Raw genomic sequence first — 18,520 nt, 5'->3', positions numbered from 1 at the left:
CGTCGCCTGTCGCGGCATGGTTTCCTCACCCGGCACCTGCAACCTGTGCGGCAACAGAGCGGATCAAGTGTCACCTGCCTCCCGACGGCGCCTCGTCGCAGCTAGGCAGGTGACACCAGTGCCGGGACTGAGCCGCACAGGTTACGTCTGCCCGGAGCGGCGGGGGGCACAGGCACTGACAAGAGTTATCCACAGATTTGCTTCGCGATGCAAGTTTGGGGTTGCTCGCTGCCATAACAAAGGGTGTGATGAAACATAAGCAATGCATTCCCGACGACCTCTGGGCCGTGGCACGACGACAGTCCGGCGTCATCAGCCACAAGCAGGTGAGCGCCTTTGGGCTCACTCGGCACGTCATCCAACGCGCACTCGATGACAAGCTGTGGTGGCGGATGGTGCGCGGCATCTATTCGCTCTCCCCCGACCCACCCTGGCTCGCTCACGCCTGGGCAGGCTATTTGCTGGGCGGCGAGAACGCCGTGCTGGGCTACAACACCGCGGCGCACATCTACAATTGGGTGTCAGCGCCGAATACCATCGACGTGTTGGTCCCTCGCCGTGCACGCAATCGAGGCTGCTGGGTGTTTCACAACACAGCTGCTACGGGCCGCGGCGAGCTGCCCGTCACGTCGCCCGAACAGACTGCACTCGACGTCTGCACGTCGCTCGGTCCAACCACAACGCTCAGTTTCCTGGCCGACGTGCTGACATCCCGGATGACCACCGCCGAGCGGCTGCGTGCCCTCGCCGTGGGCAGAATGAATCTCCCCGGGCGTCAGATCATCTTGGAAGTACTCGGCGACGTTGCCGACGGCATCCACAGCCACCTCGAGGAACGCTTTCGAACCTTTGTGGAGTGCGCCCACGGGCTCGATGGCCTAGCCAGACAGGTCCGCGTAGCGCCTGGGCAGTACACCGACATCAGCTTGGAGGATTACAGCACATTGATCGAGCTCGACGGGCACCTCGGCCACGACGGCAGGCATGCCTTTCGCGACCGTCGGCGTGACAACCGGAACGCCCACCTGGGATACACCACCCTGCGCTATGGCTGGCAGGATGTCGTCGGAGACCCTTGTGCCGTCGCTCGTGAGATCGTCCAAATCTTACGGTCGAAGGGGTGGAGAGGTGAGGCCCGTCGCTGCTCCCGCTGCCCCAGGCACTGACTTCTCACCCACCAGGCAGGAGTAACCTGTGCGGCTCAGCCGCGGATCAAGTGTCAGCTGCCTGGCCGCGACGAAACACCGTCAGGAGGCAGGTGACACTTGATCCGCTCTGTTGCCGCATAGGTTGCAGGTGCATGGGGGGGGTGAGGCGCCCTGTGCCCGACGGGGTCCGCGCCTGGTGGGCGGGTACCCCGTCACCAACAGCCAGGACGACGAAGGGCGCCGGGCCGAAGCCCGACGCCCTGTCACGTCGATCAGACCGATCCGATCAGCGAAGCTCGCCGAAGTCGAGGTCGTCCAGCGGCACTGCAGCACCGGAACCGTCGGACCCAAACGAGTAGTCGTAGGGATCGTAGGTCATCGTATAGGCCTGCGCTCGAGCCTCCTCCGTCGGCTCAACCCGGATGTTGCGGTAGCGGTCAAGACCAGTACCAGCCGGGATGAGCTTACCGAGGATGACGTTCTCCTTGAGGCCGACGAGCGAGTCACTCTTGCCCTGAATGGCGGCGTCGGTGAGCACCTTCGTCGTCTCCTGGAAGGACGCAGCGGACAGCCACGAATCCGTAGCCAGCGATGCCTTGGTGATGCCCATGAGCACCGGACGGCCCTCCGCGGGGCGGCCTCCCTCGGTGACAGCCTTGCGGTTGGCGGCCTCGTACGCCGAACGGTCGACGAGTTCGCCAGGCATCATGTCGGTGTCGCCCGACTCGATCACGGTCACCCGACGCAGCATCTGGCGGATGATGATCTCGATGTGCTTGTCGTGGATGGGAGCACCCTGCGTGGCGTACACCTTCTGCACACCGTCGACGAGGTACTCCTGCACCTTGCGCAGACCGCGAATGCGGAGCACGTCGTGCGGGTCGACCTGACCGGCGGTGAGCTGCTGACCGATGGAGACATGCACACCGTCGGCAATGCGAATGCGCTGGCCGTTGCCGTCCTCGAATTCGAGGCGCGTACGACGCGCGATCGGGTACTCGAGGTCTTCTCCACCATCATCACGGACGATGATGATCTTGCGGTTCCGGTCGCCGTCCTCGATACGAACGGTGCCGTCTGCCTCCGCGATCGGCGCCTTGCCCTTCGGCTGGCGTGCCTCGAACAGCTCCTGCACACGAGGCAGACCCTGCGTGATGTCGTCGCCAGCCACGCCACCGGTGTGGAAGGTACGCATCGTGAGCTGGGTGCCTGGCTCGCCAATGGACTGCGCCGCGACGATACCGACGGCCTCGCCCACATCCACCACCTTGCCGGAAGCCAGCGAGCGGCCGTAGCACATCGCGCAGGCGCCGACAGCGGACTCGCAGGTGAGCACGGAGCGAACCTTCACCTCGGTCACACCGGCCTTCACCAGATCATGGATGTTCGCATCACCCAAGTCGGCACCGGCCTCCAACAACACTTCCCCATCGGGATTCGTGACGTCGGCAGCCAGGCAGCGGGCGTAGACGGCGGTCTCGACATTCGGGCTCGTCTCGACAGTGGCGCCCTCCTCGAACGGCTCGGCAGGCACAGCGATGGCCTTGCCCGCCTCGTCGACACCAGGCTTCGTCCACCGAGCAATCGGCTTCACCAAGCCGCGCGACGTGCCGCAGTCTTCCTCACGGATGATGACGTCCTGCGAGACATCGACGAGACGCCGGGTGAGGTAACCCGACTCTGCGGTGCGCAGTGCGGTGTCAGCCTGGCCCTTACGTCCACCGTGGGTGGAGATGAAGTACTCCAACACCGACAGACCTTCGCGGAAGTTCGACTTAATGGGGCGCGCGATAATGTCGCCCCGCGGGTTTGCCACGAGGCCACGCATGGCTGCGATCTGACGCATCTGGGTCATGTTTCCTCGTGCGCCCGAATCCACCATCATGAAGATCGGGTTGGTGCGGGTGAAGTTCTTGCGCATCGCTTCCGTGAGCTCTGCCGTGGCGTCGGTCCAGATGGAGATGAGCTCCTGGCGACGCTCGTCTTCCGTCACGGAACCACGCTCGTAAAGGCGGTCAATCTTCGACGCGCGCTTGTCATAGGCGGCGAGGATCTCCGCCTTATTCGCCGGCGTCTGCACGTCGTGAATCGAGACGGTGACACCGGAACGGGTGCCCCAATAAAAGCCCAGATCCTTCAGTGCGTCGAGCGTCTGCACGGCCACGGGCGTCGGGTAGCGCTCAGCGAGATCGTTGACGATCTTGCCAATGCCCTTCTTGCCAATGTGCTCGTTGACGTATGGGAAGTCGTCGGGCAAAACCTCGTTGAACAGCGCACGGCCAAGCGTGGTTTCGATCACGACGGACCCATCGGCGCGCACCTTGTCGGCGTACTCAGCGGGAGGCACGATGTCGCGCAGGCGCAGCTTAATGGGCGCGCCGACCTTCAAGTCGCCCGCGTCGTACGCCATGACGGCTTCGGCTACCGAGCTGAACGCCTGCCCAGCGCCCTCCAGCTCCGGGCGCTCCATGGTGAGCCAGTACGCACCAATAATCATCTCGTGCGACGGGACCGTCACCGGGCGGCCATCCGCCGGCTTCAAAATGTTGTTCGTCGAGAGCATCAGGATGCGAGCCTCGGCCTGTGCTTCGGCGGACAGCGGCAGATGGACAGCCATCTGGTCGCCGTCGAAGTCAGCGTTAAACGCGGCACACACGAGCGGGTGCAGCTGAATGGCCTTGCCTTCGATGAGCTGCGGCTCGAACGCCTGAATACCCAGGCGGTGCAGCGTGGGCGCACGGTTCAGCATGACGGGGTGCTCAGCGATGACCTCTTCGAGCACATCCCACACGACTGGGCGGTGACGCTCCACCATGCGCTTGGCAGCCTTGATGTTCTGCGCGTGGTTCAGGTCGTCCAGGCGCTTCATCACGAATGGCTTGAATAGCTCGAGCGCCATGGCCTTCGGCAGACCACACTGGTGCAGCTTGAGCTGCGGACCCACGACGATCACCGAACGGCCTGAGTAGTCAACGCGCTTACCGAGCAGGTTCTGGCGGAAGCGGCCCTGCTTGCCCTTCAGCATGTCGGAGATCGACTTCAGCGGGCGGTTGCCGGGGCCCGTGACGGGACGGCCGCGACGACCGTTGTCGAACAGCGAATCGACGGCTTCCTGAAGCATGCGCTTCTCGTTATTGACGATGATCTCGGGCGCACCCAAGTCGAGCAGGCGCTTCAGCCGGTTGTTGCGGTTGATAACGCGACGGTAGAGGTCGTTCAAGTCCGACGTGGCGAAGCGGCCACCATCGAGCTGCACCATGGGGCGCAGGTCCGGTGGGATCACGGGCACGCAGTCGAGTACCATGGAGCTCGGAGCGTGCTTGCCTGCGAGAAACGCACCGACGACTTTCAGACGCTTGAGCGCGCGGGTCTTGCGCTGGCCCTTCGCCGTCGCGATGATCTCGCGAAGACTCTCTTCCTCAGCCTTCAGGTCGAATGACTCGAGGCGCTTTTGTACCGCCTCTGCGCCCATGTAGCCTTCGAAGTAGCGGCCGAAGCGCTTCTTCATCTCGCGGTAAAGCGTCTCGTCGCCTTCGAGGTCTTGCACCTTGAGGGTCTTAAAACGCTGCCACACCTCATCGATGCGATCCAGCTGGCGCTGAGCACGCTTACGGATCTGCTCGCATTCCTTCTCACCCATGTCGCGGGTCTTCTTGATCGCCGACGCCTCGGCGCCCTCGCTCTCCAGCTGCGCGAGATCCTCTTCCAGCTTCGTCATGCGCGCTTCAATATCGGCGTCGCGACGCTGGGCGACTTGCTTGGTCTCGACCTCGACCTTGGCCTGCAGCGACGAGAGGTCGCGGTGGCGAGCTTCCTCGTCGACGGAGGTGATCATGTGCGCGGCGAAGTAGATGACCTTCTCGAGGTCTTTCGGCGCGATGTCGAGCAGGTAGCCCAGGCGGCTCGGCACACCCTTGAAGTACCAGATGTGCGTCACGGGCGCTGCCAGCTCGATGTGGCCCATGCGCTCGCGACGAACGTTGGAGCGGGTGACCTCCACGCCACAGCGCTCGCAAATGATGCCCTTGAAACGGACACGCTTGTACTTACCGCAGAAGCACTCCCAGTCGCGGGTAGGGCCGAAAATCTTCTCGCAGAAGAGACCGTCGCGCTCGGGTTTCAGGGTGCGGTAGTTGATGGTTTCTGGCTTCTTGACTTCGCCGTGCGACCACTCGCGGACCTCGTCCGCGGATGCGAGTCCGATGCGAAGTTCATCGTAGAAGTTGACGTCCAGCACGTGTTCTTCTCTTTCCCCTACTCACGTAGGTGGTGGTTCAAAAGTCTGAGTGTGTTTCGGATGGTGAAGTGGCTCAGACTTCGCCAACATCCATGAAGTTGTCGCTGCCGGGGCGGCGACCCAGGTCAATGCCGAAGTCTTCGGAGTGACGGATGTCGTCCTCAGATTCACGAAGGTCGATGATCTTGCCGTCCCCGGAAAGCACCTCGACGTTCAGGCACAGCGATTTCATTTCCTTCACGAGCACCTTGAACGACTCAGGGATACCGGGCTCGGGGATGTTCTCGCCCTTCACGATGGCCTCGTAGACCTTCACGCGGCCGGGGACATCGTCGGACTTGATGGTGAGGAGCTCCTGCAGCGCCCACGCAGCGCCGTACGCTTCGAGGGCCCACACCTCCATCTCACCGAAGCGCTGACCACCGAACTGTGCCTTACCGCCCAGCGGCTGCTGGGTGATCATCGAGTACGGACCGGTGGAACGGGCGTGGATCTTGTCGTCGACGAGGTGGTGCAGCTTCAGCATGTACATGTAGCCGACGCCGATCTTCTCCGGGTACGGCTCACCCGAGCGACCGTCGAAAAGACGCGCCTTGCCGGTGCCGTCAATCAGGCGCTGCCCGTCGCGCGTGGTGAGCGTGTGCTCGAGCAGGCCGGTGATCTCGTTCTCCTCCGCACCGTCGAACACCGGCGTCGCTACGCGGGAGTCGCCCTCGACGCGGCCGATGCCGACCTCGGTGAGGCGCTCGGCCCACTCTTCCTTCACGTCCGTGACGTCCCAGCCGGTCTTCGCAAGCCAGCCGAGGTGGTTTTCAAGCACCTGGCCGACGTTCATTCGCGATGGCACGCCGAGCGGGTTGAGGATGATGTCGACGGGGGTGCCGTCTTCAAGGAACGGCATGTCCTCGACGGGGAGGATCTTCGAGATGACGCCCTTGTTACCGTGGCGGCCAGCAAGTTTGTCACCGTCGGAGATCTTGCGCTTCTGCGCAACGTGCACGCGGACGAGCTGATTCACGCCGGGCGGCAGCTCGTCGCCCTCCTCAGCATCGAAGACGCGCACGCCGATGACCGTGCCCTCTTCACCGTGCGGAACCTTGAGGGAGGTGTCGCGCACCTCACGGGCTTTCTCGCCGAAGATGGCGCGCAGCAAGCGCTCCTCGGGCGTCAGCTCGGTTTCACCCTTCGGGGTGACCTTACCGACGAGGATATCACCCGCGGCGACTTCCGCACCGATGCGCACGATGCCACGCTCGTCGAGATCTGCGAGCATCTCGTCGGAGACGTTGGGGATGTCGCGCGTGATCTCTTCCGCACCCAACTTGGTGTCGCGGGCGTCGATTTCATGCTCCTCGATGTGGATCGAGGTCAGCACGTCGTCTTGGACGATGCGCTGGGAAAGGATGATGGCGTCCTCGTAGTTAAGGCCCTCCCACGGCATGAATGCGACGAGCAGGTTCTTGCCCAGCGCCAACTCGCCCTGATCAGTACAAGGACCATCGGCGATGGGCGTTCCCACCTCGACACGGTCGCCTGGCTTCACCAACGGACGCTGGTTGATGCACGTGCCCGCATTCGAACGAACGAACTTCTCCAGACGGTAGTTGGAGTACGTACCGTCGTCGTTCATGACCTCGATGATGTCTGCGGTGACCGAGGTAACCGCACCGGCATTCTTCGCCAACGTCACGTCACCGACGTCCACCGCGGCACGGTATTCCATACCCGTGCCAACGAAGGGGGCCTCGTTGCGGATCAGCGGAACCGCCTGCCGCTGCATATTGGCACCCATGAGCGCACGGGACGCGTCGTCGTGCTCCAGGAACGGGATGAGCGCGGTGGCGATGGACACCATCTGGCGCGGCGAGACATCCATGTATTCGACGTCGGCGCGCGGCACCTGGTCAACGTCGCCGCGCTTCAGGCGCACCATGACGCGCTCGTCGACAAGGTTGCCCTTGGAGTCGACGGCGGCGTTGGCCTGCGCGATGGCATAGCGGTCTTCCTCATCAGCGGTGAGGTAGTCGATCTGATCAGTGAGCTTGCCGTTTTCGACCTTGCGGTACGGGGTTTCGATGAACCCGAACGCGTTCACGCGAGCAAAGGAAGCGAGCGAGCCAATCAGACCGATGTTCGGACCTTCCGGGGTCTCAATCGGACACATGCGTCCGTAGTGCGACGGGTGCACGTCGCGCACTTCCATGCCAGCGCGATCGCGAGAGAGTCCACCAGGGCCAAGCGCAGACAGGCGACGCTTGTGTGTGAGACCCGCGAGAGGGTTGTTCTGATCCATGAACTGCGACAGCTGCGAGGTGCCGAAGAATTCCTTCAGCGCAGCCGTCACAGGACGAATGTTGATGAGCGTCTGCGGGGTGATGGCCTCGATGTCCTGCGTGGTCATGCGGTCGCGCACGACGCGTTCCATACGCCCGAGCCCCGTGCGCAGCTGGTTCTGGATGAGCTCACCCACGGTGCGCAGACGACGGTTACCGAAGTGGTCGATGTCGTCGGCTTCGACGGGGTTGCCGTCGATCTCTTCACGGTGATCGTGCAGCGCGCAGACGTACTTGATGGCAGCGGTGATGTCTTCCATCGTCAGCACCTGCTGATCGAACGGGAGGTCCAAGCCGAGCTTCTTGTTGATCTTGTAGCGGCCAACCTTGGCCAGATCGTAACGCTTGGGGTTGAAGTAGTAGTTCTCCAACAACTGCTGCGCGCTCTCACGCGACGGCGGCTCACCCGGACGCAGCTTGCGGTAGATGTCCAGCAGGGCCTCGTCCTGGGTAGCGACGGTGTCCTTCTCCAGCGTCTGGCGGATAGAATCGAAGTCACCGAGCTCTTCGAGGATCTTCTCCTCGCTCCAACCGAGCGCCTTGAGCAGCACCGTGACGTTCTGCTTGCGCTTGCGGTCGAGGCGGACGGAGACGAGGTCGCGCTTGTCGATCTCGAATTCGAGCCAGGCACCACGCGACGGGATGACCTTCGTCGAGAAGATGTCCTTGTCGGAGGTCTTGTCGGGGAGCTGCTCGAAGTACACGCCCGGCGAACGCACGAGCTGCGACACGACGACGCGCTCCGTACCGTTGACGATAAACGTGCCCTTGTCGGTCATCAGCGGGAAGTCGCCAATGAAGACGGTCTGCGACTTGATCTCGCCCGTCTCGTTGTTGATGAACTCAGCGGTGACGAACAGCGGCGCGGCGTAGGTGACGTCGCGATCCTTGCACTCTTCGACACTGTACTTCGGTGCCTCGAAACGGTGGTCGCGGAACGACAGCGACATCTGCTCGTTGTAGTCCTCGATGGGGGAAATCTCTTCGAAGATCTCTTCGAGGCCGGAGCGAGTGTTCACGTCGGTACGGCCGGCGGCGAGCCGTTCTTCGACGGACCGTTGCCAGGTATCGCTACCGATCAGCCAGTTGTAGGAGTCGATCTGCAGGTCGAGAAGGTTGGGGACCTCAAGAGGCTCGGAAATCTTCGCGAACGAGATTCGACCACTGGGCGAGATGACATTGGTGTTGAACAACGCGGAGCGCGAGGTGGCCAAGATTCGGTCCTTCCAAGAACGCTTGGTGGCGGATTTTCCGCACGCTAAAGCGCCCGTGTCAAGTTCGGGCGCAAAAGCACACAGGGGCAAACAACCACTATACGCAAAAACGTCGGGGACGGCAACACAAAACCGATCTCCCTCGACGACCACCTTGTCGCTGCAATGAGTCTAACCCACGAAGGCAGAGATCTGCCACGGCCGGCACGCGATTACGAGGCGGCCGTCGCATCCCAGGCCTCCAGGAGCTTGCCACGCTGTCCGGCGGTGGAGCCGTCGACGCCAGTCGTCTTACCCGTCGACGTGGAACGGAAACCGACGTTGGCGCCCCAACGATTATCGGGGTCGGTCGATGCCCCGGTAAGCGATAGTTGGACCTCGCCGCTCCAGCCGAGCGCTCGTAGGGCCCGGATCTGCGACGCGAGATCTCCCACCCTTCCCAGAGCGCGCCCTCCTTGGAGTCCGGGTACCAGTGAACTCCTCCCCCGCTGTTCCCGACAACCGGCTGGAGATCCCCGAATAGCTTGGGAAGTGCAGCCACGGACGCCCGAACGAGGAGGAAGCCACCGCTTCGGGTCGCGCACTCCAACGCGATGGCGGCATCCCAGTCGGCATATCATGGAGGAACCCTGCGCAGGCATCGGGATCCGTGTACTTGAGCCTTACTCCGTCGATCGTGCCGACCCAAACCTCCTCGTGCTCGTTCGCAGAGGCGATGAGCTCATCACGGGTGGGCGCGGTCGTCTCCCAATGTTGTTGTGGGTAGAGATACAAGGAGCCATCGCCGCGCATCGTCGAGATGGTCAAGGGGGTGTCCTCCAGTTGCTGGGCCGCGGTGATCGCGGACGCGCGGTGCTGGAAGCGGATGACGTCGTAGTCGACCGCAGTGGGTGGCGATTCCAGGGACATCGCGGCGTCGAGCCCCTCGGCGAGGGCACGGAACTCGGGAAACGTGGTTTTCCAGTGGCGTTCCTCGACGTTGCCGCCGAGCTGTTGCACCTCGTCGCCGCTGTCGCCGAAGTCGCCGTCCGACACCGAGACCGTGTGGTCGTCAGGCGCAGTGAGCTCGGGGGCGACGGGAAGGATGTCGTCGGCGAAGTACCGGATGTCGAGCGCCGCCTCCGCTGGGAGAAGACCCTCATCGACCATCCAGTGCTCTGTCGGGTAACCCACGGCTCGGAGCCGCACACCTTTAGGCATGGGTGCGAGCAGCGCCTCTACGGACTCGGCCAGCGTGTGATGGGGAAGGTGGCGCAGTTCGGAGCGGGTGCCGTCGATGTCGACGACGATGGTCACGGCGAGCCCTTCGTCGGGCAACTGTTCGAGTGCCTCGACGAGCGACTCGACGGCCTGTGCGTCGTTCGCCCGAACCACGGCCTGCGGGCCGCTGTGTCCAGAAAGCCGCGGCTCCTCGTCAAGGAGTGTGATGCCGGGATGGTCACCGAACCACTCCTGCCAGCGACCGGAAGCCTCGTGGGTGGGCTTGTCAGCCGGCCCTTCGGTGGGCTCCATGCAGGCGGTCAGGGCCAAGATTGCAGCAGCGGCCAACGCGGTGAGTCGACGCATTTCATTCCCTCTCTCGTCCTTCGCGGGTAACAGCGAAGGGGTGCACCGGGGACGACGAAGGCCCATCCCCTGCGCGGGGATGGGCCTTCTGCCAGGTTGCGCTACCGTGCCGAGATCACGAGATCACTTGAACTCGACGCTCTTTCATGCAAGACATCTAGGCGTCGGCCTCATAATCCTTCCGCCCTGCCGAGCGCCGCACAACAAGCTTGAACATCTGTCCAGCAAAGCCGAACAAAGCTGCTGCTGCAAGCATCCCTTCGGCGGCACCAACTGAGTGCCCCTGAAGCCATGCAACGAGCGCCGGGAGTACGGCCCCCAACAGCAAACCAGCTTGCAGCAGGATGATCCACCGTTCACCGGAATCGACGATGATGAGCCCGGCTACACAGATCACTGCGAGTACAACGAGAACGCCCATGCCATCCGCTCCTTTCTTTGATTTCTCAGCAGGTTCTGATCCAAGGAGTACTACACGGTGTTACTTAGGTCCTGCGCACCGAGATGCACTTCCCCCTGAGTATCAGCCCATGACGCTATTCCCGCAGCAACTCCACAAGCGCCCGCCATGATCGGGCCAACAGGCCCCGAAACGAATGCCGCAGCCGTTGCGAAGTAGCACGCCCAACGCAACTACAATCACTCTGGAAAGCCGTTGCATCGTTTCCCCTCCTAGAGAAATCATTTGGTGAGAGCTATGTTGCTCCCCTTAGAGAATAATTTGCCCCCCCTCCCAGGAGTCAAGCATTTCTTGGAGCTCGTTCTTCGACTCCTCAAGAAACACAGCTGAAGTAGAACATGCACGTGGCCCGCTCCCTACTGGGAACGGGCCACGTGCGGAATTGACGCGCCGAAGCGCTGCAATCACTTAAGCTCGACGGAACCGCCGGCAGCCTCGAGGGCTTCCTTCGCCTTGGTAGCGGTTTCCTTGTCGACCTGCTCGAGGACAGGCTTCGGAGCACCCTCGACGAGGTCCTTGGCGTCCTTGAGACCGAGCGAGGTGAGCGCGCGAACTTCCTTAATGACGGCGATCTTCTTGGAGCCACCGTCGGTGAGGATGACATCGACCTTGTCGTCGCCCGCGTCGGCGGAGTCGTCGCCCTCGCCACCAGCAGCGGCAGGAGCGGCGGCGGCCGCGACGGCAACCGGAGCGGCAGCAGTAACGTCGAAGGTCTCTTCGAACAGCTTCACGAACTCGGAGAGTTCGATGAGGGTCATCTCCTTGAAAGCGTCAAGGAGCTCTTCGTTGGTGAGCTTCGCCATGGTTGGCGTTCCTTTCAGTTTGGTCGCAGCAGCAGCGGCTGCAACGGATCATTCCGCAGCGTCTGCTGCTTCGGTTGCCGCTTCCGCGGCGGGGGTCTCAGTGGCCTCGGCGGCAGGCTTTTCGCCAGCGCCACCGATGAGATCAGGGTTGTCCTTCGCCTTCGACTCCAGCGCGCCCACAACGCGGGCGAGCTTGGATGCGGGAGCAGCGAAGGCGTACGCAGCCTTGGACAGGTTGGCCTTGAGGCCACCCGCCAGCTTGCCGAGCAGCACCTCGCGCGATTCGAGGTCTGCCAGCTTGAGCACAGCCTTGGCGTCGAGGAACTTGCCGTCCATGACGCCGCCCTTGATGGCCAGAGACGGATTATCCTTTGCGAAGTTCTTGAGACCCTTGGTGACGGAAGCGATGTCGCCAGTGATGAAAGCGATAGCGGTGGGGCCGTTGAGGGTGTCCTCGATGCCTTCGATGCCAGCTTCCTTGGCTGCGATCTTCGTCAGGGTGTTCTTCGCAACGGCATAGGTGGCGTCCCCACCAAAGGAGCGACGCAGATCCTGCAGCTCCTTCACGGTGAGGCCGCGGTACTCGGTCAGCACAGCGGCATCGGAGTCGTTGAAGCGAGCAACGAGCTCCTGCACCTTGGCAACCTTGTCCGGCCTTGCCATTGGGTCTCCTTCCGGTTCATCATCGCCGAAGCTTGCGGCTTCGGCACCGAATGCAAGTGACCCACAACAAAAAAGCCCCGGCCGGTGGCGCGGGGCAGCACGGCAGTGCTCTCACGGTCACCTGCGCGGGTGCCCTACGGGCGTTATGGCTTCGCCACCTGCGGTCTTCGGCTCCAGCAACTATACGCACACGCACTCCGGGCACCAAATCGACTACCTTCGAGCGCCGACCACAGCGTATTCACCGCGAACGTTGACCGTTATCCTCCACGCGCAGCACATGAGCGACAAATTCAGGGGGTAACGAGCTGCACGTGGAGGATATCGGTCGACTTTCCAAACTCTCTCGACAAGCACACAGACGCCTGATTGGTAATTATTCCTCTTTCTGCATTACTATTCCTATGGACGTGCAGAAGGAGACTCAACATGCGAAAGATCATCATCGGCGGCGTGTGCGCCGCGCTCATCCTCACCGCCTGCGGCGGAGACTCACCGGACCAGTCGGGCCGTGGTTCTGATGCCGCCAAGCCGGCAGGCAACGATCGCACCTACGACGTGTCCGGTGTGAAGAAGGTCGACGAGATCGCGAATCTCCTGCCCTCCGCCATCAAGGACAAGGGCAAGCTCGTCATCGGCGCGTCGATCGACTACGCCCCCGCCGAGTTCCGCGCAGCGGACCTGCAGACGCCCATCGGCTACGAGATTGACCTCGGCAAAGCCTTGGGCAAGGTCCTCGGCGTCGAGACGGAGGTGAGCCCCGGCGAGTTCGCCTCCCTGCTGCCCGGCATCGGCTCGAAGTACGACCTCGGCATCTCCGCGTTCACCATCACCGACGAGCGCACGGCCAGCTACACGATGATCAGCATCTCTGAGGTTGGCTCCTCATTTGCGGCCAAGACCGGCAATCCAAAGGGCTTCGACCCCGCGAATCTCTGCGGCAAGGCCATCGCCGTCCAAAACGGCACCTGGCAGCACGAGGACCTGCAGATGCGGACGAAGAAGTGCACCGACGGGGGGATGGAGCCTATCAACGTGCTCGTCTACTCCTCACATTCCGATGCCGCCACGAACGTCATCGGCGGCAAGGCCGACGCATTCTACGCCGACTCCACCGTGGCCAGCTACGCCAGTGTGCTCACCAACAAACAAATCGAAGTCGTGGGCGACGTCATTGACTCGGCACCCCAGGGCATCGTCGTGGCCAAGGATGACCCGGCACTCACCGAAGCGGTGCAGAAGGCGATGCAGCACCTCATGGATGAAGGCACCTACGACAAGATCATGGCGAGTTGGGGCACCGAAGGTGCGGCACTGCCCAAGGCAGAGATCTACCCGAAGCAGTGACGCTGATGCCCGAGAACATCGATCTCATCGACGCCCGGCCCGTACCCCGACCAGGCACCTGGGCGGCGGCGGTTATCGTCGCGCTGCTGAGTGCCTGCCTCGCCTACTCGCTGGTGACTAACCCCAACTACCGCTGGGATGTCGTGGGGCAGTACCTGTTTGACTCTCGTGTCCTCCAAGGGGTGGGGTGGACACTGACCCTCACCGCCGCCTCGATGGTGCTCGGCGTTGCCCTCGCCGTGACCACCGCCGTCATGCGCATGAGCACCAATCCGGTCCTGCGTGGCGTGGCCTACGCCTACATCTGGTTCTTCCGAGGCACTCCGATCTACACCCAGTTGATCTTCTGGGGCATCATCGCGATCCTCTATCCCACGATCTCCTTCGGCATCCCGTTCGGGCCCGAGCTGTTCTCCTTCGACACCCAGGCTGTCATGGACGGATTCATCGCCAAGGGTTTCCTGCCTGCTCTGCTGGGCCTCGGCCTCAACGAGGGCGCCTACCTCTCCGAGATCGTGCGTTCGGGCCTCAACTCGATCGACCGGGGGCAGTGGGAGGCCTCGACGGCCCTCGGCATGAAACGTTCGACGACACTGCGCCGCATCATCATCCCCCAGGCGATGCGTGTCATCGTGCCGCCCACCGGCAACGAAACCATCTCGATGTTAAAGACCACCTCACTCGTGACGGCCGTACCGTTCACGCTCGACCTCACGTTCGCTACCCAGGCGATCGGCAACCAGAGCTTCCTGCCTGTGCCGCTGCTCATCACCGCAGCGATCTGGTACCTGCTCATCACGTCGCTGCTGATGGTGGGCCAGTCGAGGATCGAAACCTATTATGGCAAGGGCTTCGACCCTGACCGTCCGAGGCGGCTGAGCAGCAGGCAGCGGTCGGTGCTCGCCGCCCGCACCACCGGCGACGACCTCTTCCTGGATGTGACGCCATGACCGCGATGATCGAAGCCACTGGAGTCCACAAGTTCTTCGGCGATCTCCACGTCCTCAAAGGCGTCGACCTGACCGTGGCAGCGGGTGAGGTGTGCGTGCTGCTCGGCCCATCGGGCTCCGGGAAGTCGACGCTGCTGCGCTGCGTCAACGAGCTCGAACAGATCTCGGCCGGACGGATTCGCGTCGACGGTGAGCTCATGGGCATGAAGGAGGTCGTCAGCCGAGGCAGGAACGTGCTGCATCGTCGTTCGGACAAGGACATCGCCCGCCAACGCGCCAAGATCGGCATGGTCTTCCAGCGCTTCAATCTATTTCCGCACATGACCGCCCTGCACAACGTGATGGAGGCGCCCATGCAAGTGCTCGGGCTTTCCAAGGCCGAGGCGCGGGACCGCGCAGAGAAGGAACTCAGACGAGTCGGTCTGGGTGAGCGCGTTGACCATTACCCCGGTCAGCTCTCCGGCGGCCAGCAGCAGCGCGTCGCGATCGCCCGCGCACTGGCGATGGACCCGCAGCTCATGCTCTTCGACGAGCCCACATCCGCCCTCGACCCGGAGCTTGTCGGGGAAGTACTGGGCGTTATGCAGGAGCTCGCCGCCACCGGCATGACGATGCTGGTGGTCACCCACGAGGTGGGTTTCGCGCGCGAAGTGGCTGACCATGTGGTGTTCATGGACGACGGCGAAATCGTCGAGTGTGGCGCCGCGCAGCAGGTGATCGATAACCCGCAGCAGCAGCGGACAAAGGATTTTTTCGCGAAGGTGCTCTGACCCTACGCTCATGATCTGACAATGGGCTTCGTCCTGCACCGTGGAGGCACTAGGTTAGCCCTGTAGACGTCGCATCGAGGAGGACCAGTGTCAAACCCGTCGGGAGCTGCCCACGAGGTGGGGATCCATGAGATCCTCTTCTCCGCCACTAACGCCCGTGGACTCATCTCCGAGACGAACGCCGCCTTCGCCGCCCTGGCCGGTGTCCCCCGCAAAAAGCTCCTCGGCACCACGCCCGAGATCATGCGCCACCCCTTCGTTCCTGCCGGGGTTGCGCTCGCCATGCACGACGCGCTCGCCGAGGGTCAGGTTGTGTGCGGTTATCTCGATCAGCGTGATGACCTCGGCCGTAGCGTCCGCACGTTCACCGTAATCACGCCACAGGAGGACGGGCGACTGGCGCTACAGGTGCGGCCCGGCGTCGAAACCGAACTTCAACGCTTCGATCAATGCTGCGCAGGCGTCAGCTCCATTGAGGATGTCTTCCGCGGCTCTGGGGCCGTCGAAGACGTCGTCGCCCGCGCAGGTCAGGCGCAGCTCGAGGCGCTGTTGCAGCAGTCGGGGCAGGGCGGACTCCAGAGTTTCACCCGCACCGCGCTCCCGGCCGAGGTGCGTCATCGGGCACAACTGCGCAACGGCCGCCAGTGGCCCTCCGGCGACGGCTATCACCGGCTACTCCTCGCCGAGACCCGCTGGCTCGACACCCTCCTCCAGCGTTGGCTCCCTCAACTCGACGGGCTGCACAGCCTCACCTCCTCCCTCGCCGGCGCCGCACACCGGTTGGACGTGATCGCCAACTCCGCAGGCGCACAGGCACAGGCCTTCGACCACATCCTCATCCACAATGGCATCGGCCAACAGGCCTTCTCCGTGCGCCAGTGGATCGGCAGCGCCCACGAACAGCGCGCCGTCACCGACGAGTACCGCGCCACCGCCCGGACGCTCGTCGCACCACTCGACGATGCCCAGTGGCAGCTCGCGCTCGCGGTCCTGCACAGCGAGGCCCTCACCCACGCCGCCGTCGAACTCTGCGAAGCAGCCCTCGGCCCCATGCCCACCCGCCGCGCCATGCGGCTGCTGCTCACCACGATCGACCAGACCATCCCGACGATCCTGCGCCGCGTGGGCGAGGTGGTCGACAGAGTCCACGCGCTCGGAGAATTCGCCGCACGCCTCTCCGACCTCACCGCCACTCGCATCGACCTGCTCGAAGGCTGGCAGCGCCGCGCAGGGAGCAGGTTCGACGAAGGCACCGACCGGCTCCGGCCCGAAGTGGCTGACGCGCTGCGCGAGGATCAGGGGGACCAACACTTCCACACGCATCTCGCGACGCGCTGCCGCAGTATCCGAGGCATCGACGGGGGCGAGTTCCGCACCCAACTGGAGAAGGTGTCGGGGCTCGTCGAGGCTCTGACCTGAGGCCGCGCCGACCCGACCTCACCAGCCGAGTGTCCGGAACCGCTCCCTGCGCGCCTGTAGCCTGCGATCGGCGGGCATCGCGATAACCCGCAGGACCGCGTCATGGAGCACCCTGCCGAGCTCGGCGCAGAACTCCTGCCTCCCCGCCACGAGATCGTCTGGCTCGGGCACGATCCTGTCGACGATGCCCGCCGCCATCAGGTCCGCTGACCTGACCCCCTGCGCACGCGCCAGGTCGGCGGCGTGGGCGGTGTCTCGGTGGACAATCGCCGATGCTCCTTCCGGCGGAAGCGGGGAGAGCCAGGCGTGCTCACTGCACACCACACGGTCGGCCGGCGCCAACGCCAGCGCAATCCCGCCCGTGCCCTGACCGAGCAGGAGGGACACCGTCGGTGTGCGCAGCGACAGCAACTCGCTCAACGTCCGCGCGATCTCCGACGCCAGGCCACGCTCTTCCGCCTCCTTCGACAGCGCCGCCCCGGGGGTGTCGATGACGCTCACCAGCGGGAGGTCGAGCTCCTTCGCAAGCCGGATTCCGCGCCGCACCTCGCGCAGCGCCGCTGGATCCAGGGGCCGACCCTGATCGCTGCGGTCCTGCCCGACGACCACACTCGGCGCATTGCCCCACCGGGCCAGGGCCAGCACCTGTCCGGGATGCGTCTCGCCGTCGCCGGTGCCGTTGAGCATCGTTACGTCCTGGGCTGCCACCTCCAGCAGGTCGCGCAGGCCGGGCCGGTCGTCGCGGCGGGTGCGGGTGATCGAATCCCAGGCGTCCCACTCGCGCAGCCGCGCAGGAGCCTGCGATTCGTGCTGCTCGTAGCCGGTGGGTCGGCTGCAGACAACCTCCAAGATCCTCGCCAACTCTTCGGCGAGCGCCTCCGGCGGCAGCACTCGATCGATCACCCCACGCTCCGCCAGGTTGTCGGAAAGCTGCACCCCCGCCGGGAATGGCTGCCCGTAGATGGCCTTGTAGACTCTGGGCCCCAGGAAACCGACCAGCGCCCCCGGCTCCGCGAGGGTTACCTGCCCCAGCGAGCCCCACGACGCGAACACTCCCCCCATCGTGGGGTCACGCAGGTACACGAGGTAGGGCAGGTGCTCGCGCTTGTGCGCCATCACGGCACTGGTGATCTTCACCATCTGCAGGAACGCCACGGTGCCCTCCTGCATCCGCGTGCCACCGCCCACGGGCAGCGCGACGATCGGCAGCCGCTCCGCTGTGGCGCGTTCGATCGCACAGGTTAACCGCTCGCCCGCAGCGACCCCGATCGATCCTCCCAGAAACTCCGGGTCGCCACCGATCACCGCCACTCTGCGTCCGCGGATGGTGCCCTCACAGGTGAGGACAGACTCGTCGCGGCCAGTGCGCACCCGGGCGCGGCGCAGCGACATGATGTAGGCGTCGGTGGGCGGCGGATCCGACATCGGCGCGTCCCACGACACGCGTGAGCCGGGGTCAAGGATGCAGTCAATCAGCGGGTCCAAACCGAGGGACATCGTCGTACTCCTCCGGGCAGTAGAGCATGTCCTGCAAGCCTAGCGCTGCGACGCGGGGCGTGATTGCCCTTGCGGGAATCCACCACCCTCAGCGTCGGAAGGGAGGAAGCACC

The 18,520-nt window shown here is 63.8% G+C and carries 12 protein-coding genes; 5 read left to right on the top strand and 7 right to left on the bottom strand.

The features are described 5' to 3' along the window. Nucleotides 1-248 precede the first annotated feature (248 nt). Nucleotides 249-1,166 (top strand): DUF559 domain-containing protein, encoded by a 918-nt coding sequence (locus Q0X61_RS00795; protein ID WP_297739340.1) that lies wholly within the window; start codon nucleotides 249-251, stop codon nucleotides 1,164-1,166. A gap of 268 nt (nucleotides 1,167-1,434) precedes the next feature. Here Q0X61_RS00795 and Q0X61_RS00790 read toward each other — a convergent pair whose 3' ends face one another. The 6 genes from Q0X61_RS00790 to rplJ form a co-directional block, all read right to left on the bottom strand. Continuing rightward, nucleotides 1,435-5,385 (bottom strand): DNA-directed RNA polymerase subunit beta', encoded by a 3,951-nt coding sequence (locus tag Q0X61_RS00790; RefSeq protein ID WP_297739337.1) that lies wholly within the window; start codon nucleotides 5,383-5,385, stop codon nucleotides 1,435-1,437. Nucleotides 5,386-5,458: 73 nt separating this feature from the next. Further along, entirely contained in the window at nucleotides 5,459-8,932 is a 3,474-nt protein-coding gene (rpoB, locus tag Q0X61_RS00785; protein WP_297739334.1) for a DNA-directed RNA polymerase subunit beta, read from the bottom strand. A 336-nt stretch (nucleotides 8,933-9,268) separates the two neighbouring features. Continuing rightward, on the bottom strand, nucleotides 9,269-10,498 hold the full coding sequence (locus Q0X61_RS00780; RefSeq protein WP_297739331.1) for a hypothetical protein: 1,230 nt from the start codon (nucleotides 10,496-10,498) through the stop codon (nucleotides 9,269-9,271). Nucleotides 10,499-10,655: 157 nt separating this feature from the next. After that, entirely contained in the window at nucleotides 10,656-10,919 is a 264-nt protein-coding gene (locus tag Q0X61_RS00775; RefSeq protein ID WP_297739327.1) for a hypothetical protein, read from the bottom strand. Between the two features lie 443 nt (nucleotides 10,920-11,362). Then, nucleotides 11,363-11,761 (bottom strand): 50S ribosomal protein L7/L12, encoded by a 399-nt coding sequence (gene rplL, locus Q0X61_RS00770; protein ID WP_297739324.1) that lies wholly within the window; start codon nucleotides 11,759-11,761, stop codon nucleotides 11,363-11,365. Nucleotides 11,762-11,809: 48 nt separating this feature from the next. Then, nucleotides 11,810-12,424: a 50S ribosomal protein L10 gene (gene rplJ / locus Q0X61_RS00765; RefSeq protein ID WP_297739321.1), complete on the bottom strand. Its 615-nt coding sequence runs from the start codon at nucleotides 12,422-12,424 to the stop codon at nucleotides 11,810-11,812. Nucleotides 12,425-12,853: 429 nt separating this feature from the next. Between rplJ and Q0X61_RS00760 the strand changes: the two genes are divergently transcribed. From Q0X61_RS00760 to Q0X61_RS00745, 4 genes are all read left to right on the top strand, one after another. Then, nucleotides 12,854-13,771, top strand: coding sequence for an ABC transporter substrate-binding protein (locus Q0X61_RS00760; protein WP_297739318.1), 918 nt, complete (start codon nucleotides 12,854-12,856; stop codon nucleotides 13,769-13,771). A 5-nt stretch (nucleotides 13,772-13,776) separates the two neighbouring features. Then, a complete protein-coding gene (locus Q0X61_RS00755) occupies nucleotides 13,777-14,721 on the top strand; it encodes an amino acid ABC transporter permease (protein ID WP_297739315.1) in 945 nt (314 codons plus the stop codon). A 5-nt stretch (nucleotides 14,722-14,726) separates the two neighbouring features. After that, nucleotides 14,727-15,491 (top strand): amino acid ABC transporter ATP-binding protein, encoded by a 765-nt coding sequence (locus Q0X61_RS00750; protein ID WP_297739356.1) that lies wholly within the window; start codon nucleotides 14,727-14,729, stop codon nucleotides 15,489-15,491. Nucleotides 15,492-15,578: 87 nt separating this feature from the next. Beyond that, nucleotides 15,579-16,910, top strand: a complete 1,332-nt coding sequence (locus Q0X61_RS00745) for a hypothetical protein (RefSeq protein ID WP_297739312.1) — start codon at nucleotides 15,579-15,581, stop codon at nucleotides 16,908-16,910. A gap of 18 nt (nucleotides 16,911-16,928) precedes the next feature. Here Q0X61_RS00745 and Q0X61_RS00740 read toward each other — a convergent pair whose 3' ends face one another. Further along, nucleotides 16,929-18,407: a carboxyl transferase domain-containing protein gene (locus Q0X61_RS00740; RefSeq protein ID WP_297739309.1), complete on the bottom strand. Its 1,479-nt coding sequence runs from the start codon at nucleotides 18,405-18,407 to the stop codon at nucleotides 16,929-16,931. Between the last annotated feature and the right edge of the window lie 113 nt (nucleotides 18,408-18,520).

This window comes from uncultured Tessaracoccus sp. (assembly GCF_947255005.1).
Taxonomy (GTDB): domain Bacteria; phylum Actinomycetota; class Actinomycetes; order Propionibacteriales; family Propionibacteriaceae; genus Arachnia.
Note: the sequence above shows the minus strand (reverse complement) of the source record. Positions and strands in the feature narration are given on the sequence as shown.

Excerpts from the sequence above, each read along its gene's own strand:
- Q0X61_RS00750 (WP_297739356.1), top strand. The coding sequence starts at position 14,727 with ATGATCGAAGCCACTGGAGTCCACAAGTTCTTCGGCGATCTCCACGTC.
- Q0X61_RS00775 (WP_297739327.1), bottom strand. The coding sequence starts at position 10,919 with ATGGGCGTTCTCGTTGTACTCGCAGTGATCTGTGTAGCCGGGCTCATC.
- Q0X61_RS00780 (WP_297739331.1), bottom strand. The coding sequence starts at position 10,498 with ATGCGTCGACTCACCGCGTTGGCCGCTGCTGCAATCTTGGCCCTGACC.
- rplJ (WP_297739321.1), bottom strand. The coding sequence starts at position 12,424 with ATGGCAAGGCCGGACAAGGTTGCCAAGGTGCAGGAGCTCGTTGCTCGC.
- Q0X61_RS00760 (WP_297739318.1), top strand. The coding sequence starts at position 12,854 with ATGCGAAAGATCATCATCGGCGGCGTGTGCGCCGCGCTCATCCTCACC.
- Q0X61_RS00795 (WP_297739340.1), top strand. The coding sequence starts at position 249 with ATGAAACATAAGCAATGCATTCCCGACGACCTCTGGGCCGTGGCACGA.
- Q0X61_RS00740 (WP_297739309.1), bottom strand. The coding sequence starts at position 18,407 with ATGTCCCTCGGTTTGGACCCGCTGATTGACTGCATCCTTGACCCCGGC.
- Q0X61_RS00755 (WP_297739315.1), top strand. The coding sequence starts at position 13,777 with ATGCCCGAGAACATCGATCTCATCGACGCCCGGCCCGTACCCCGACCA.
- rplL (WP_297739324.1), bottom strand. The coding sequence starts at position 11,761 with ATGGCGAAGCTCACCAACGAAGAGCTCCTTGACGCTTTCAAGGAGATG.